The following is a 16,734-nucleotide window of genomic DNA, read 5'->3' as shown; positions in this document are numbered from 1 at the left end:
TAGTAAGTAAACCATTCATCCACACATCTTGAGACATCAATGATGAAGCGGGTCACTGAGGATAGGGAACCAACGAATGATCACAGAGACACTGAAACATCGACAACCTTTGGATCTTTCCAGCGGACATAAGACAAAAAAGGTTGTGCATGTTGTCCAACATCTACGTCCTGGAGGGTTGGAATGCTTAGTACTCGATTTTTTGCGCTACGCGCCTGCCCACTGGGATGTACGAATTATCTCCCTCGAGGGTGAGGCTGAGCAGGCAATAAACGACTGGCCTGCGTTGCAAGCCTTTACAAACCAGATCACCTTTCTTAATAAAAATGGTCGAGGGGTCAGTGTTAAAAGCATTAAGCAACTCATCAACTACCTACGTAGCCAAAATATTGATGTGGTGCACAGCCATCATATAGGCCCACTTCTCTACGCTGGAATCTCCGCAAAACTAGCATCGTTAATCTCGACTCGAATAACATCGATACATACCGAGCACGACGCTTGGCATCTCAATGCTAGCAAAAATCGCGCACTACAAACAATACTGTTAAAACTTACCAATCCCATCTTAGTTGCCGATGCTCAGGCGGTGCAATCCACCCTTTCGACGCTGTTTGCGTTTACTCAACCGCAAACCATTTATAACGGAATCGACACTCGTTCATTTTCACTTGGTGACTGTCATAATGCGCGGACAACACTTGGTTTATCTGAGTTCAATAAGGGCGATATTCTCATCGGCAGCGCCGGCCGCTTAGAGCCCGTCAAAGGACACGACGTATTGATCAAGGCAATGCATTTTACACCAACCAACTACAAGCTCGTCATTGCAGGCTCTGGCAGTCAAAAAGAGACACTGCAAAACCTGATAAACCACTTAAACCTTCAAGATCGCGTCACATTACTCGGTCGAGTGGATGATATGCCTGCGTTTTACCAAAGTTTAGATGGGTTTTGCCTTCCCTCTCGACGCGAGGGGTTTCCGCTGAGTGCGTTGGAAGCGCAATCTTGCGGTATTCCCACTGTCGTCACTGAGGTGGGCGCAAGTGTACAAACCTTATGCCCTACATCGGGATTAAGCTGTGCACCCTTTAGGCCTATCGCCCTTGCAAAGATTCTTCTTCGTCTTAAGCCACTCGACAAACCTTGCGCCATTCAAACTCGACAGTACATCCAACACAATTTCGATGTAAGAAGCATGGTGAAGCAATACCAACAGTTAATAAAAACGGGGAGTTCACAATGAATACTTTTGACCTGATTTGGAGTTCGCTATTTTGTCTATCCGCGGCACTGATTATTTATCATCACGTTGGCTACCCGCTGCTTTTGAAAGTCTATTTAGGTGTGCTAAAACGTCGTGAAACTAACGAAAATGATCAATACGCATCGCAAAGTACCGATGATGAAATGCCATCTATAACTGTCATCATCCCTGCTTACAACGAAGCGCAATGGATTGCCGAAAAAATTCGCAATGTCGCTATGCTGGACTATCCAAAACAAAAACTAACTATCGAGATCATTTGCGACGGATGCACCGATGATACGGCCAAGATTGCCCAACAGACAATCCAAGAAGCGACCTGCGCCGATACCTTTTTTCGAGTTCATGTTCATCAACACAATAGAGGGAAAGTTCAGGTCCTAAATGAGGCAATGCGCAATGTGTCGAGCGATCTTACTGTACTCAGTGATGTCTCTGCCATGGTGTCTATCGATGCACTCAAAATTGCCCAGCACCACTTTGCCGACAATAATGTAGGGGTTGTTAACGGCCGTTACACGCTGTTTGAGAAAGGCTCTGAAGGCGAGTCACACTACTGGAAGTATCAAAGCGAAATCAAATACGCGGAATCTCAGATTGCGACCACAATAGGTTCACACGGTGCGTTTTACGTGTTTAGAAGTGCCCTATTTAGTCCATTACCTGCCAATACCATTAATGACGATTTCGTGATACCGATGAAAATCGTGGGGCAAGGTTACGCTTCGGTGTACGACACCAATGTAATTGCAACCGAACTTGAAGCCACCACTATCCAAAACGACTTCTCGCGCCGTTTAAGAATTTCAGCGGGGAACATGCAGCAAGTCATACTACTGGCTAACTTGTTTCACCCTCGGTTTCGACACATTGCATTTGCGTTTTTTTCCGGTAAAGGGCTTCGTTTGCTTACTCCATACCTAATGATGGTTGCACTTATCAGCAGTTTGCAAATGATTCATCTACCTATTTTCCAAGTACTTGTTTTTGCACAGTTGTCCGTTTACGTCATTGGACTTGCCGGCACCATGATCCCGGTGATCAATGCTAGTCGTGTTTTGCAACTAATCCACTACATGTTGCTCGGACACGCAGCCAACTTAATTGGTGGTATAGGGTATTTAGTCAATGACTCGCGAAAGCAAGGCCATTAAATCGCCAAATATCACTACAAAACCAACAATTTGCAATGACAGATAACGCAACATTGCACGTTCTACATCATTAAGTAAGGGATTCGTAATGAATAAACCATGCGCAATATCCAACAAAAGAAAAGTGTTTCACAGAGGACTGACCTTGTCAGCAACCTTACTGTTCAGTTTGAATGTATTTGCTGCCCCATTTGACACCTGTCCCAGCAAAGCGTATCTATTTCAATCCAAACCAGTGCAAGTATATGGACTTAACTTAGTCACTGGCGAATCAAAGCTTCTACAGGCAGATACTGGTACAGCATCTAACATCAATGGTGTGGGTTTTGATATGGACAGTCGTTATATCTACGGGTACGACACCACGAATAAAGGCTTAGTACGCCTAGGGAAAGACTTTAAAGTTGAGCCCCTAAACGTTGTTGGCTTACCGCAAGAGTTTACCTTCTACGTCGGCGATGTATTTGGTGGTGTGTACTATCTATACCGTAAGGGACAAGGTCTGTTTGCCGTCGATTTAACCCCACTAGAGAGTGACCCTAGTGCCAATTTAACTGTTCGTCTAGTAAGCAACAATGCAGCACTGACTCTTACTGATTTTGCGTTTCACCCGTTAAATCAATTGCTGTACGCCGTCGATAACAATACAGGCCTATTGCACGAAATCAATCCTAGCGATGGCTCTACTACTCAAATTGGTGACACCGGAGTTACCGGAACATTTGGGGCGGGATATTTTGACGTAAATGGGAATTACTATCTATCTCGCAATTCAGATGGCGCAGTTTTTAGAATCGATCTGTCGGATGAAATGCAAATCGCAAATGGGCAAGTCGCGGCGGTAAAATTCGCCGATGGCCCTGCGTCGGGTCAAAATGATGGTGCACGTTGTGCCCTCGCCCCTTTAATTGATGAAGACTCGCAGATTGACTTTGGCGATGCACCAGACAGTTATGGCACGCTATTAACAAGTAACGGTCCTCGCCACCAACTTGATGGTATTACGTACTTAGGCAGCGGAGTACCTGATGGAGAGCAAGATGGGTTTACAGCGCCACTAAGCGATCAAGACTCTGGGTATTACGACGAAGACGGGGTTAACTTTGTTACCTCAATAGAGCCTGGGCTCGATTCTATCGTTGTAGTAGAGGCTTCGACATCTGGTTACTTATCGGCATGGTTTGACTGGAACCAAGACGGCGACTTTTCTGACGAGGGTGAGCAAGCCTTTACCGATACTCTCGTCGTAGGAGGGCGTCAGTCTTTGATTTTCAACGTCCCAGTAAACGCAAAAACTGGAAGCAGCTGGAGCCGCTTTAGATTTAGCCAGCAACAAGGACTCAGTTTTGATGGTGGAGCAACATCTGGCGAGGTGGAAGACCATCCCATCTTAGTGACTGGCGAAGGGGCGACAGTACGCTACTTTCCATCACAAACCGGCTATGCCACCCTCGCCTACGAAGATAACTGGCCATACACCGCTGACTACGACATGAACGATGTCGTGATCCACTATCGCGTGACTGAGATCGTAAAGCAGGACAAAGTGGTGAAAAGCATTATTGAAGGACGTCTTGCGGCAGTCGGTGCCGATTACCATAACGGTTTTGCTATCGGCTTAACCGGACTAACAAGGGCTGATGTGAACGCAGCAACCACACGTCAATATCACAATGGTGTTCAACTGGCCGCTAGTGGATTGGAACAAGACAGCAACCAAGCTATTTTTATTGTCGATAACGATGTATCGACCAAAAAAACTGAACAGTGTCGCTACCACCGTACAACCGTTGATTGCTCCGCACCTGAGAACTTTTCGTTTGAGCTGCACATTAACCTAAACGATTCAGCGAGCGCCGAGAGCTTAATAGCCATGCCGTATGACCCTTTCATATTTGCCACTCCAGGATACTATCATGGCGAAGGGCTTCCATTTCAGCCAGGAAGATCATGGGAAGTCCATCTTCCCGATCATCCACCAACTGAGAAGTTTGACCAAGTACAGCTGTGGAATCTAGGTGTAGATGCGAGTAACCCAGACCAAGGTGTTTATTTTAAAACCGCCAATAATCTTCCGTGGGCACTGTTAATTACCGAGGAATGGCAATGGCCTCTCGAGCGCGTCGAACTGCTTCAGGCCTATCCACAATTTGCAGAATTTGCTCAAAGCAGTGGGATTAACAATGCGTTTTGGCACCTAAAACACCATGCGATACCTAACCGCACGTTCCAAAACCGTTAAGTAGACAGAAACGTACATTGATAGGATGATTATTATGAAGCAGCAACATAACAACACTTACAGCTCATTACTTGGGGTTGTCGTTTTAGCGATGACTCTAGGGATGTCTGGCTGTGGGTCCGACAGCAACACAACCAGTACTTCGCCAGCTAGCGAAGCCTCTTCGGAAGAAACAGACATAATTTTGAGCATGCACGATTTGTCGGTAGCTGCAGACTTTGACTACGAGTTGGTCGATACACGCCACTTGACGTTTGATCTCTCTACAGCAACAACGGGGTACATTGCAATCTACTCTCAATTTGATTCTGACGGGGACAACTATCGACCAAAACTGCGCTACAAAATTGCACAAATTCCCATTGTGTCGGGCAAAGGTGAGATTGATGTTACGTATGATATGGCAAACACCTTGTTACTTGCTGAGCTGTGGACACTAGAATCGACCCAACCCAAACAATACCTTATCGCTGAAGGTGTCGATCTGATCGCAGACTAAATGATCATCGTCTCGCGATATAACGTCGCGAGCGTTAGCGAAATACCAGCCAAGCTGGCCAACATATTTACGTGAATCACTCTTTAACAATCTTAGCTCGCATCGATTTCGTTTGAGAGCGAACCTGTTTGCCTTTAAGGCGTCGCTCTTTAGACGCGCGTGTAGGTCGTGTAGGACGTCGCGTTTTTTGAACAACCATCGCTTGCTGGATAATGGCCACCAAACGATTGAGCGCATCCTCTCTATTTTGCTCCTGATTTCGGTATTGCTGCGCCTTTATCGTGATCACGCCAAGTTTGGAAATCCGAGAATCATTCAGGGCTAGGATGCGCTCTTTATACACCGCAGGTAAGCTTGAGCGGTTAACATCAAACTGTAAATGTATTGCCGAGGACACCTTGTTAACATTCTGCCCGCCTGCTCCTTGTGCACGTATAGCAGTCAACTGTATTTCCCAGTCCGCCAGCGATACCGTGTTGGATATTTTTAACATACCTCGTGTACACCTTATCTAAATCCACTTTACAGTGGCGAGTGTACCGCTTAGTCGATGCAGTGGCTATGCCTGTTGTGCTACACTTCGCCCAACTTTTTCTGAGTCTTTATTATTATGTCATTTTCTAAGCTTGGCCTTAACTCAAACCTTACCAACGCGCTTCAAGAGTTGGGTTATACCACCCCAACATCCATACAAACCAAAGCGATCCCTGCGGTTCTCGAAGGTCGCGACCTTATTGCTGCTGCGCAAACAGGTACCGGTAAAACCGCCAGTTTTGTGCTTCCTATCTTGGAGCTGCTATCAAAAGGTGAAACCCAGAAAAAGAAACGTATTCGCGCGCTTATTGTTGCGCCAACTCGTGAACTGGCCATTCAAATTAACGACAAAATTGCTGACTATGCAAAACATACCGTACTGAAATCGGCGGTAGCTTACGGCGGCGTTAGTGACGCTCCACAAAAGCAAGCGTTGATCGACGGAATGGACATTTTAGTGGCAACACCGGGTCGATTGTTGGATCTATACGGCCAGCATGCCGTTTACTTTGAAGAAGTAGAAGTACTCGTGCTCGACGAAGCTGATCGCATGCTCGACATGGGCTTTATTGAAGACATCAACAAAATTTTAGATCGCCTGCCTGCAGATGTGCAAAACTTGCTGTTCTCGGCTACGTTGTCGAAAAAAGTACGCGACCTGGCGAAAACAGCAGTACACGACCCATTCGAAATTTCCATCGCTGCAACGGATGCGTCAAAGCCAAACATTGAACAGTGGTTAGTCACCGTCGACAAAGATAAAAAATCGGCGCTGCTTGCCCACCTCATCAACGAAAACCAGTGGCCACAAGCATTGATTTTTATCGAAACGAAACATGGTGCTGCAAAACTTGCCGCGCAACTAGAAAAGCGCGGCATTAAAGCTGAGCCTTTCCACAGTGGGCGCAGCCAAGCCATACGCTCAAACCTACTGGAGCAGTTTAAAGCCGGTAACATTCAATACATGATAGCGACAGGTGTGGGTGCTCGAGGAATTGACATTGAAGGCTTACCTCTTGTGATCAATTACGATCTCCCATTCCCGGCAGACGAGTACGTCCATCGCATCGGCCGAACCGGTCGTGCAGACCTGTCCGGTGAAGCCATCTCTTTTGTGTCTAAAGATAACTTCAAGAACTTATGCATGATTGAAAGCAGACTTGGGCACTTGTTAGAGCGCCGCGTCGTTGAAGGGTTTGAGCCGCGCAAAGAGGTCCCTATTTCGGTGCTAAATTACGTGCCAAAACATAAACGAACTTAACCTAACTAAACCCTAAGATCTGTGTGGGCAGGTACGTCCTATTAAAAGATGGGACGTAATCGTGCTGTTAAGTTTTTTAGCTTATCTCTACAACCTACCCACAGAGCCAACTAGCATAGTTACTAAATACTAAAAAAAACCAGTTCGGTTGGTTTAGTAAAACATACTGATCATTAAGGTATTCTCGTAAGGCGCTGAAATATGAAGCTTTTAGTCGGAAATGTTCGACCTAAAATTTGTGTGCATAACCCAACTACTATGGCTTAACGGACATCAACTCATTCAGCCCACCACCGTTATGTACTTTCGCATAGCCTTTTGACAGCAAGATCTGCTCTGCGCGACCAGAGCGATTGCCACTTCGGCAATACACGACAACAGGCTGATTTTTTGCTAGAAACGAAAGATCGGTGCGATCGAGTTCGGCTACTGGAATGTTTAACGCACCTTGTAAATGGCCAGATTGAAACTCGCCCACGGTTCGAACATCTATGACTACCGCATCTTGCTCAATCCACTCCCAAGCTGCTTGGGCTCGTTCACTGGCCGCCGCAATGCTCGGTAGTAGCGAGGCCAATACCATTACAAAATAACCTTTAATCTTACTCATACTGTGTTTACCCTTCAGTCCAAACATCGTTATAACGTAATTTTATCGCTAAATCTGAGCCTAATGGCCATTTCACCGTGTAACGGTACATATTCCATTTTACGTCCGTCTCAATTACACTGCTCACGTCATTATCAAACACATAAATGCTCATGAAAAGACTTGTCTTATACGTCGGTGATAAGTGCCCTCACTGCAAAGAAGCTCAACGTTACCTAGACTCGAAAGGGTACAAATACCGTCTCACCAACGCAAAAATGCAGCGCGGCCGTAAAGAGTTGCAAGCAATGGGCGCCCGCTCAATCCCTGTGCTAAAAATTGGCGATCAAGTCATGGTTGGGTGGAATCAAAAAAACTTTGAGCGGATGTATAACCAGTCGTAGCAGATGTTATTTGCTGATTGAAGCGGCAAAGGCTTTACGCTGAGTGTTGTCCATAAATGTCCATGCTGCGAAGCGGCTCACCTTCTGGCCTTGACTCATGTCGACAACTGTCATCTCTAGTGCACTGGTTTTCTCTAGTGCACGCTTCAACTGACGAACGTTCTCTTTTTTCGAAATCAGTGTCGAAAACCAGATCACTTGCTGGGCAAATTTTTGGCTTTCCAACGCCATATTGCGAATAAAGGCCGCCTCGCCACCTGAGCACCACAACTCATTGCTTTGACCACCAAAATTAAGCGTTGCCAGTTTTGATGATTTGTTCGCGCCCTGCCCTTTGTTTTTCGACAAGTTAGCGACTTTACGTTGGCTTCCTTGCTGTGCATCTTGCATCGACTTGTGAAAGGGTGGATTACACAATGTTACGTGGTAACGTTCATGAGGCTGAATAATCGACGTAAAGAAGTGGCGATCATTCACTTGGAGACGACACTCGATGTGCTCTTTTAAATGGATATTGTTTTCTACAATGCTGTTAGCGTTATTGATTGATACGGGATCGATGTCTGAGCCAACACAATGCCAACGATACTCGCTCGCACCAACAATCGGATAGATGCAGTTGGCCCCTGTTCCAACGTCTAATGCCTTAACTGCCACATCCTTGCTGTCGAGATCACGACACACCAATTCATGCAAACGATGGACATAATCGGCACGCCCCGGGATCGGCGGGCACAAATACCCTTGAGGTATATCCCACTTTTGCACACCATAACTGTGCGCAAGTAGCGCTTTATTCAGTAATTTGACCGAGTTGGGATCGGAGAAATTAATGCTTAAGTCACCATTTTTGGCCGTGATTAGGTGCTCACTCAGTTCAGGGGTCACTTGGCACAGCGCCTGCATTGGGTAGCGACCTTGATGGCGATTATTTGGGTGCAAACCCGCTTTGGATTTGTTTTTGGAGACTAAAAGTGTCGCTTTGGTTTTATTGTTGCTCATGACCCTTTTAACTCCAAGCAGATAAGAAATAAACGCGCGTCGAGCTCTAGCTGATGGTAGTCCGGCTCCATGTGACAACATAGCTGATAAAACGCTTTGTTGTGCTCTTTTTCTTTAAGGTGCGCCAGTTCATGCACCACGATCATTTTAAGTAGCGGCTCAGGGGCATCCCGAAACACTGTCGAAATTCTGATTTCGTTTTTTGCTTTCACTTTGCTGCCATGGACCCGGCTGACGTAACTGTGCAGACCCAATGCGTTATTCACCAGGTGAATTTTGTTGTCGTACACCACTTTACTCAGCGGCGCTGTTTTTCGCATATAACGATTTTTAAGCTGCATCGCGTAATCGAACAGTGCTTTTTCACTCTTATACTGGTGAGACTGTGGGTATTTTTTTTCGAACCACTGAGTCAGCTTACCAGACTCGGCTAACTGGGTAACTGGCGTAGTTATGTGCTCTGGGTAGCCTTGGATGTACTTTAACGATGTCAGCATAAAACCAAAAAATAGGCCGCTAAAAAGAATGGGATCGTATAGTAACGCAACTGCGCTAAGGCACCAAATGCCATCCACTCCCTGTGATCTTGTTCGCTTGTGCTCAATTAAGTAATAAGCATTGAATCGCGGTAGCAACACATTGAACTTTCTTATTCTATTATTGAAATAAGGTTAACTCGAACATAAATAAAACAGAGGATTTATCACAATGCAAAAATCGGTTAAGGGGTCTTGCCAGTGCGGGCAAGTGCGATATACATTGCACAACAAACCAAAGGGAGTTTTTGCCTGTCATTGCACCGAATGTCAGAAGCTTTCTACTGCCCCATACAGTGTCACCGCAATCATTGCTAAACAAGACATCGAATTTAGCGGCACGATGAATGAATGGTCACGCAGCTCGGACAGTGGCAATACCAATAGTGCTAAGTTTTGTCCCAACTGCGGAAATCGGATTTACCATTTCAATCCAGACGACCAAGCCACGGTAAAACTCAAACTAAAGCCAGTCGATAGCGAGTCGGCTCACCTTTTTGAACCTACCGCTCATATCTGGACGCAAGAAAAACTAGACTGGGTTGAAATCCCCAAGGGGCTCAAAGTGTGCCCCAAGGCGTTCCAATAACGAAGCGAGGTGCGCTTAACACTGTTTTGCTTAGCCGCTACTATGTAGCCCATGGTTGTAAGCAATCAGTCTACTTGAACTGACGAGCGATATAGGCTTTTTTGTCGTCAGGTTTGCGCTCTCTTTTAACCGCAATAGCGCGATTTTTTCCAAGCGCCACCTTAATCTGATACCAGGTTTCAAGCCACAGAGCTTTGCCTGGTGATGACCACCATGTGTTGTGATACAGTTTTTTGTTTGCAGCGAGCACATCGGGTGAGCGATTGATACACTCCAAAGCTAACGCGTAAGCCGCTTCAAAGGGGTCTTCCTCAATCTTGGTGACCAGACCATATTCTTTTGCTTGTTCTCCAATGATCTCTTTTGCGGTCATGGCCATTTCAAGGGTGTGATCTTTGCGCATCAATTCCCTAAACGCGATAGCGCCACCCATATCAGGGATCAGCCCCCATTTTGCTTCCATAATTGAAAAGCTGGCGTCTGGCGTCGCAATACGAAAATCCCCACCACTGGCAAGTTGTAAGCCACCACCCCAACAGCGGCCATGAATAGCGAAAATCACTGGAGCAGGGATCTCGCGCCAGCCTAAAGAAAAGCGCTGCGCTCCATTGGGTGAAAATGGCCACCATTTAAAGAGCAGCTTCATCGCGTCGGTTTTACTTGTAAGAATGGATTTAACGTCAAGTCCTGAACAAAAGTCACTGCCGTTGCCTTTCACAATCACCGCTCGCACAGACGGATCTTTTTTAAGGGCGCGTGTGGTTGCGTTTACGGCCTGAAACATCCTCATATCAATGGCGTTAAGCTTGTCTGCTCTATTCAAACAAACCGTAGCAATCCCCTGTTCGTCAATGGTGTAAGTCACTCGCTTTTGCTCAGCCATTACATCCTCCTTGAATGGTCTTACCAGTAAGATAAACAATTCATTAACATAGGAGAAGAGTTTTTTACACTTTCTGTGGGAGAGGATGGAAAACGGACGACCGAATTCAACGAATGACGGCCCACGGCTTAACGCTGGCCTCTGTCTGCAGCCTAAAGGTGCTGTCATCTTCTCGATACTCGAAACCTTGATGCTGTGCTTCACAACGCCTAAATCCAACTCACCAAAATACATCGCCCTCAATATGAAACCACATTGAGGGCGAATAAGGCGTTTAGTTTAAGCGCCAGCGCGTAAAGTTTAGTCAAACACTTCCACTTCATAAGAGGAGAACTTTCTGACATTGATTACACCGGTATCAAAGATAAGGTACTGTCCTTTTATCCCCTTTAATGTCCCTGTCACTTCTGGATTCTTATCGAAATTATGCGAGGTGATTTTCACCGGATGCTCGTTTACCGGATACGAAATGGCTGTCGTGTCTCCATCGAGCACTTGCACCGCATCGTCACCAAATTTTTGTCGGATCTCGGTTAACGTCTCTTCTACCAGCGGCAATAATTTGGAAAATTGTTCAGCCAAATCCATAGGCTCTCCGTCTTGTTTAAGCAGAGTACGCCAATTGGTTTTATCCGAGATTTGCTTCGCCAATTCAATTTCGATTAGGCCCGATATGTGGCGAGTCTTCACTTTAAAAATCGGCAAGCCTTGCGTGGCCCCTTGATCGACCCAACGCGTTGGAATTTGGTTATGCCGCGTGATGCCCACCTTTAAGCTTGAGGTATTGGACAAGTACACATAATGATCAATCATGCAGTTCTCTTCGCCCCACTCTGGCTCACGACAGGTCCCCTGGTCGTAGTGGCAAGTTTCGGGTTTCATTATGCACATGTCGCAACTGGCCAGCTTTCTCATGCACACAAAACAGTGACCTTGCGAGTAACTCTTCTTGGTCTTTTTTCCGCAAGACGAGCAAAAAATGTTTCCTGTGTGCACAAGTGTTAGCGGCTTTTCTAGAAACTGATTAAGCTCAACCAACTCTTCACCCACTGGCAATCGGTATTGAACATCACCACCTAAGCTAGACTTCATTTTGCTTAGCGTTCCCTTTGCGATTAACGACATACTTTTTGAACCTTTTCGATGAATGCAAAATAATGTAGTGCCAGAGTGTACCAAGAAGAGTGGCCTGTCAAAACACTTACCATCACGACTGTTACCCTCAGTTGCCTAGATCGCCGTTCCGTAGTATTTTGCACAACAAGCATTTTCTTTACTTTCGATAACAATAACCTAGGGACAGCAAATGACCGACGTGAAGCTCAGCTGTAAATGCGGAGAGGTACAAGGACGCTTAAAAGACGTTACCCCAAAAAGTGGTAATCGTCTGATCTGCTACTGTAAAGATTGCCGCAAGTTTTCTAATCAGTTCGAACATGGAAAAGAATTGCTCGACGAGTTTGGTGGATCGGAGGCTGTACAGGTTGCGCCTTCAACCTTTCGGATCGATAAAGGAATGGAACATGTCGCTTGCATGAGGTTAACGCCCAAAGGTATGAACCGGTGGTACACCTCGTGTTGTGATACACCGATTGGAACCGTGCCTAAGCCCACTATTCCCTTTATTGGTTTGCTGCCAAGTTTTATCGCGCCAGAACATAGCCTAGAACAAACCTTTGGACCCGTTATTGGCACGGTGTACAGCGAACAAGCGCAAAACCGACAAGGCAACAACCCTCACCTGCCAAAATCGAGCAAATTGACTCTCGCGAAAGTTGCTGGGCAAATACTATTATGGAAAGTAATCGGTAAAAGTAAACCTAACCTGTTTTTTGACGCAACAGGCAGACCCATTGTTAAACCGCTCATTTTAAATCAAGACGCGTAATCGTCTTTTTATAACGCATACAACCGCATTGCCATCCTTCGCAATGCGGTTTTATATTGGCTTTTATACTAATCGAAGTAAATCGCTGAGAACAAGGTGAAGATTGCCGTAGGTAGTTGTTCTACCTACAAAATACTTAACGCCGTTTTCAGTGATTTTATCGAGCAAGAATGATCAGGTAATTGCTTTGGTTGGTATTAGTCAGCGAACCAATACCCTTTGTTCAACAGCGTGCACAGTAGTTCTAATACGTCAGCTTCCATTGAAGTATCTTCGATGGTGAGCACTTCTTTGTCACTCATACTATCCACACAAGCCACCATTGATGGTGACACAGCAAAGACTTCACCATTAATGAACACTTTGCTGCGATCGTTTTGATGAAATAACACCCGCAGACCCGATACTTTTGTAAGGTCATTGCCTGTTTGCAAGTGCTCTGCAAGCTCTTGTGGACTCCAAGGCTGCTCAGTAGGAACGATATTAAGTTGATGCCTAGATTGACTCAACATGCAGCCCATAAAGTCCCCAACCATATCTGGATTGTCAGAGGCGCTAGTCAACATTTCAGTTAATTCATCGAGTGCAGAAGCACTGATCTCGCCATATCGGACCTGCTTGGACAAATTAGGCTGCTGCCAGTGCTCGTTACCCACATCATGTGCTAACACATAATCGGCAAAATTGCTGACTAGCTCTTGTTCGGTTGGAGAGCGATACCCCATCGAGTAGCTCAGTGATGGCTCTAATGCATATCCACAATGAGGAAAACCAGGTGGGATATACAAAATATCACCGGGCTCTAGCACGTCTTCGATGATTGGATCAAACGATTCAATCTGACGCAACCCACTGCTTAAGTTTGTTTCGGTGTATTGACCGATATCTTTGTCACCCACACTCCAGTGACGACGCCCCATCCCTTGAATGATAAACACATCATATTGATCGATGTGTGGGCCTACACCGCCATCCTTGGTTGAAAAACTGATCATTACATCGTCAAACAACCAGTTAGGCATACCTTTAAACGGTTCGACCAATTGCGCTGCACCTTGATGCCAATGATTTGCAGCTTGCACAATAAAAGACCAGTTTGTCTCTGGAAGCTCGGCAAACTTTTCTTCCGAAAACGGCCCATGCTCAGCAATCCATTGACCGTCAATATTTGACACAAAGCGAGAGTCAACTTCTTCTTCCAGAGTTAGACCTGCCAACTCATCAGGTGAGAGTGGGTCAACAAACTGCTGAAAGCCTTGCTTGATGATTGTGGGCTTTTTTTGCCAGTAGGTTTCTAAAAACTGATCGAGAGAAAAACAGAGTTGGTACATGTGTGCCTTGGAAATGGGAATTGATTTTGTGCGGCAGTATAGCCCAAAACATCTAAGCTTTAGCCATCATTTTTGGTACAGCTTTTGAAGCACATGGCGCTATGCGTTTACTGACGCACTAACAATAGGCGGCGACAGTTAAACTGGCGTCAACGCGGCATTGATACTGTCGACGATTAATACTATAGTGCGCCGTCATACACATAGGAGCACAAATATGTTTGATGATCTTCCCCAGCTTTCTCACAAAGAACAGCAGCAAGCGGTAGAAAAAATCCAGCAAATGATGTCGGAAGGTATCAGCACAGGCCAAGCGATTAAAATCGTGGCTGATGAAATTCGCGCCGAAGCGGCAAGAAACAAAGCGGCGAAAGATGAATCCTAAAAAATGGCTCAGCATTAGCTGAGCCATTTTTTTTTAAGACCATGTTGTATTAAGCCTCTGTTTTAAGAAAGGAGCAGTTCTTCAACAACCAGCGCGATACCATCGTCTTCATGGCTCGCCGTCACTCTGTCCGCAATGGCCTTAGTGTCCTCATCCGCATTAGCCATCGCAACACCTACGCCGGACATCTGCAACATTGCTCTGTCGTTACCAGCGTCGCCAAAGCTTAATACTTCGTCCATCGATATCCCTTTGTCTTCAGCGATGGCCTTTAATGCCACCCCTTTATTCACTTCTGGGTTTAAAAACTCAAAAAAGATGGGTGCACTTTGTACCAAAGTAAACTGCTCGGCCAAATGATTGGGTAACTTCGCAATACCATCGGTCAAACGCTCGGGTTCACTGACCATTAATACCTTGATGATGGGATGATCATCTTCTAAGTCATCAAAATTGTATTCTATGACATCGACTTTATTCACTTTAGCTTCATGAGCGGTTTGAGGGTTGTGACAAGGTGTAATGACGCCGTGGATGGTTGAGAATGCGTGCATACTTAAGCCAAGTTTATCGACTTCTTGTTTGATCATCTTCGCGTCTTTGCCAGTGATGCCTTTGCTCAATAACGTTTTGTCTTCAGTCAAATTGCTCGACAATGCGCCGTTAAAGCTGATCATGTAATTGGGTTTCGATGCTATCTTGAGCTGTTCCCATATAGGTGCAATACCAACATTAGGCCTGCCCGATGCCAACACAATTTCTACGCCTTTAGCGTGTGCATCCGCAAGGGCTTTTTGTGTACGAGGAGAAATTGTCTTGTCTTTTTTTAGTAGCGTACCGTCGAGATCTAGAGCGATCAATTTAATCATTTTTACTCGTGCCTTATAAACGATTTGAAGAAGCCATACTATGAGAGGGTACCACCTTACAACTTCGTTATTGTGCATGCAATGACACGCCTAAGGGATAGCGAACCAAAAAAATTGAGCGCATCAATACTCACTTGCCGTAATATACGCAAAGTTTATAAGGTTAATATGACTTGGGCGGTGTCAATTTATAAGCGTATGGAATACTATAACTGTAACTAAAGACCGCTCAGAGCTAACTGGACATCAAATGAGCCAAGACGACATCGCCAAAGCAACACACATCCTAAAGCAAACTGTTCCATTGATGATGCAGCATAAAGTCGCCGCTACGCCGCCCAATTATGCGCTGTGGTATACCTATGTTGAACAGTCTAATCCAGATCTAAACAGTTCATTAGATTCAATTGTCAAAGAAAAAAAGCCGTGCACACCAAGCACCAACCAAAATCTCTACAAACAGTTCATCGCCGGCACACAAGAAACCAGTTTAGATGAATTAAAAAGAAACCTAGAACTTATGGTGGCCGAGTTATCAAGCACCATGAACACGACTCTAGTAGACAGCTCCGATTTTTCACAAAAGCTAGACACCAGCTTCGCCCAACTCGAACGTGTTCAAAACGAAGGCCTATCAATGGACCAGGTTATGGACACCGTTAGGCTGCTGGTAAAAGAGTCTAAATCAATACGCCATTCCACCAGCTTTTTCACTAGCCAACTGAACAACGCTACTAGCGAAATTGCCAAGCTTAAACAGCAGCTTCAAGAAGTCCAAAAGGATGCTTTGTTCGATGCCTTATCGGGCTTGTACAATCGCCGTGCGTTTGACAAAGATATACAGATGCTATGCACAAGTGGTGATACGTTCAGTCTTATACTGCTGGATTTGGACCATTTTAAAAAGCTGAATGATGACTACAGCCACTTACTTGGTGATGCGGTGATCCGTGCCGTTGCCAATCGGCTAAAAGCCGTGAGTCGCGAAGGCATTAGTGCTTACCGTTATGGTGGTGAAGAGTTTGCACTCATTGTGCCAGACAAAGATTTGCGCATTGCCCGCCACTATGCCGAATCGGCTAGACGTTCGATTGAAAAGATTGCGGTAAAAGATAAACAAAGTGGCCGCAGCGTTTCCTCTATTACCGCGTCGTTTGGGGTTGCTCACATTGACGACAAAGAAAGTGCGCTGTCATTGATTGGACGAGCGGACAAATTACTGTATGAAGCGAAGCAACTGGGTCGAAACCGAGTTATGCCGCTTTAACGACACTTAGCACAATCAATTATGCTAACGTAGT

General features: G+C 45.6%; 18 protein-coding genes. 10 read left to right on the top strand and 8 right to left on the bottom strand.

Translation table 11 applies throughout. The features are described from left to right. Window positions 1-76 precede the first annotated feature (76 nt). From ST37_RS14745 to ST37_RS14730, 4 genes are all read left to right on the top strand, one after another. On the top strand, window positions 77-1,246 hold the full coding sequence (locus ST37_RS14745) for a glycosyltransferase (RefSeq protein ID WP_084887689.1): 1,170 nt from the start codon (window positions 77-79) through the stop codon (window positions 1,244-1,246). Further along, window positions 1,243-2,421 (top strand): glycosyltransferase family 2 protein, encoded by a 1,179-nt coding sequence (locus ST37_RS14740; RefSeq protein WP_084887687.1) that lies wholly within the window; start codon window positions 1,243-1,245, stop codon window positions 2,419-2,421. Before ST37_RS14745 ends, ST37_RS14740 begins: the two co-directional genes overlap by 4 nt. 88 nt (window positions 2,422-2,509) lie before the next feature. After that, window positions 2,510-4,663 (top strand): LruC domain-containing protein, encoded by a 2,154-nt coding sequence (locus ST37_RS14735; protein WP_084887685.1) that lies wholly within the window; start codon window positions 2,510-2,512, stop codon window positions 4,661-4,663. A 34-nt stretch (window positions 4,664-4,697) separates the two neighbouring features. Further along, on the top strand, window positions 4,698-5,162 hold the full coding sequence (locus tag ST37_RS14730) for a hypothetical protein (protein ID WP_084887683.1): 465 nt from the start codon (window positions 4,698-4,700) through the stop codon (window positions 5,160-5,162). Between the two features lie 76 nt (window positions 5,163-5,238). Here ST37_RS14730 and arfB read toward each other — a convergent pair whose 3' ends face one another. Beyond that, the gene (gene arfB / locus ST37_RS14725) at window positions 5,239-5,655 is read right to left on the bottom strand and encodes an alternative ribosome rescue aminoacyl-tRNA hydrolase ArfB (RefSeq protein ID WP_084887681.1); all 417 of its coding nucleotides are present in this window, start codon (window positions 5,653-5,655) and stop codon (window positions 5,239-5,241) included. A gap of 117 nt (window positions 5,656-5,772) precedes the next feature. On the opposite strand from arfB, the gene ST37_RS14720 reads away from it, so the two are divergent. After that, entirely contained in the window at window positions 5,773-6,957 is a 1,185-nt protein-coding gene (locus tag ST37_RS14720; RefSeq protein WP_084887679.1) for a DEAD/DEAH box helicase, read from the top strand. A 256-nt stretch (window positions 6,958-7,213) separates the two neighbouring features. Here ST37_RS14720 and ST37_RS14715 read toward each other — a convergent pair whose 3' ends face one another. After that, entirely contained in the window at window positions 7,214-7,567 is a 354-nt protein-coding gene (locus ST37_RS14715) for a rhodanese-like domain-containing protein (RefSeq protein WP_084887678.1), read from the bottom strand. A 152-nt stretch (window positions 7,568-7,719) separates the two neighbouring features. On the opposite strand from ST37_RS14715, the gene ST37_RS14710 reads away from it, so the two are divergent. Further along, window positions 7,720-7,950, top strand: coding sequence for a glutaredoxin family protein (locus tag ST37_RS14710; protein WP_084887676.1), 231 nt, complete (start codon window positions 7,720-7,722; stop codon window positions 7,948-7,950). Window positions 7,951-7,956: 6 nt separating this feature from the next. On the opposite strand, the gene rlmF is transcribed toward ST37_RS14710, so the two are convergent. Further along, complete coding sequence (rlmF, locus tag ST37_RS14705) at window positions 7,957-8,952, bottom strand: 23S rRNA (adenine(1618)-N(6))-methyltransferase RlmF (protein ID WP_084887674.1); 996 nt, start codon at window positions 8,950-8,952, stop codon at window positions 7,957-7,959. Beyond that, on the bottom strand, window positions 8,949-9,449 hold the full coding sequence (locus tag ST37_RS14700; protein ID WP_084888152.1) for a M48 family metallopeptidase: 501 nt from the start codon (window positions 9,447-9,449) through the stop codon (window positions 8,949-8,951). Before ST37_RS14700 ends, rlmF begins: the two co-directional genes overlap by 4 nt. A 211-nt stretch (window positions 9,450-9,660) precedes the next feature. Between ST37_RS14700 and ST37_RS14695 the strand changes: the two genes are divergently transcribed. Then, window positions 9,661-10,077, top strand: a complete 417-nt coding sequence (locus ST37_RS14695) for a GFA family protein (protein WP_084887672.1) — start codon at window positions 9,661-9,663, stop codon at window positions 10,075-10,077. A gap of 70 nt (window positions 10,078-10,147) precedes the next feature. Here the strand turns inward: ST37_RS14695 and ST37_RS14690 are convergent, their stop codons facing one another. Then, window positions 10,148-10,960 carry a crotonase/enoyl-CoA hydratase family protein gene (locus tag ST37_RS14690; RefSeq protein WP_084887670.1) on the bottom strand — a complete coding sequence of 271 codons (813 nt, stop codon included), beginning with the start codon at window positions 10,958-10,960 and terminating at the stop codon, window positions 10,148-10,150. Between the two features lie 300 nt (window positions 10,961-11,260). After that, complete coding sequence (locus tag ST37_RS14685) at window positions 11,261-12,085, bottom strand: DUF2797 domain-containing protein (protein WP_084887669.1); 825 nt, start codon at window positions 12,083-12,085, stop codon at window positions 11,261-11,263. Between the two features lie 181 nt (window positions 12,086-12,266). Between ST37_RS14685 and ST37_RS14680 the strand changes: the two genes are divergently transcribed. Next, window positions 12,267-12,848 carry a DUF6151 family protein gene (locus tag ST37_RS14680; RefSeq protein ID WP_084887667.1) on the top strand — a complete coding sequence of 194 codons (582 nt, stop codon included), beginning with the start codon at window positions 12,267-12,269 and terminating at the stop codon, window positions 12,846-12,848. Window positions 12,849-13,045: 197 nt separating this feature from the next. On the opposite strand, the gene ST37_RS14675 is transcribed toward ST37_RS14680, so the two are convergent. Then, on the bottom strand, window positions 13,046-14,179 hold the full coding sequence (locus ST37_RS14675; protein ID WP_084887665.1) for a cupin domain-containing protein: 1,134 nt from the start codon (window positions 14,177-14,179) through the stop codon (window positions 13,046-13,048). A 217-nt stretch (window positions 14,180-14,396) separates the two neighbouring features. Between ST37_RS14675 and ST37_RS14670 the strand changes: the two genes are divergently transcribed. Further along, entirely contained in the window at window positions 14,397-14,564 is a 168-nt protein-coding gene (locus tag ST37_RS14670; RefSeq protein WP_084887663.1) for a YoaH family protein, read from the top strand. Window positions 14,565-14,626: 62 nt separating this feature from the next. On the opposite strand, the gene ST37_RS14665 is transcribed toward ST37_RS14670, so the two are convergent. Further along, window positions 14,627-15,433 (bottom strand): Cof-type HAD-IIB family hydrolase, encoded by an 807-nt coding sequence (locus tag ST37_RS14665; RefSeq protein WP_084887661.1) that lies wholly within the window; start codon window positions 15,431-15,433, stop codon window positions 14,627-14,629. A 250-nt stretch (window positions 15,434-15,683) separates the two neighbouring features. Here ST37_RS14665 and ST37_RS14660 point away from each other — a divergent pair, with 250 nt between their 5' ends. After that, the gene (locus tag ST37_RS14660) at window positions 15,684-16,700 is read left to right on the top strand and encodes a GGDEF domain-containing protein (protein ID WP_084887659.1); all 1,017 of its coding nucleotides are present in this window, start codon (window positions 15,684-15,686) and stop codon (window positions 16,698-16,700) included. Window positions 16,701-16,734 lie beyond the last annotated feature (34 nt).

The organism is Vibrio sp. qd031, from assembly GCF_002100145.1.
Taxonomy (GTDB): Bacteria; Pseudomonadota; Gammaproteobacteria; order Enterobacterales; family Vibrionaceae; genus Vibrio.
The sequence above is the reverse complement of the archived record's forward strand: the minus strand, read 5'-3'. Positions and strand labels throughout refer to the sequence as shown.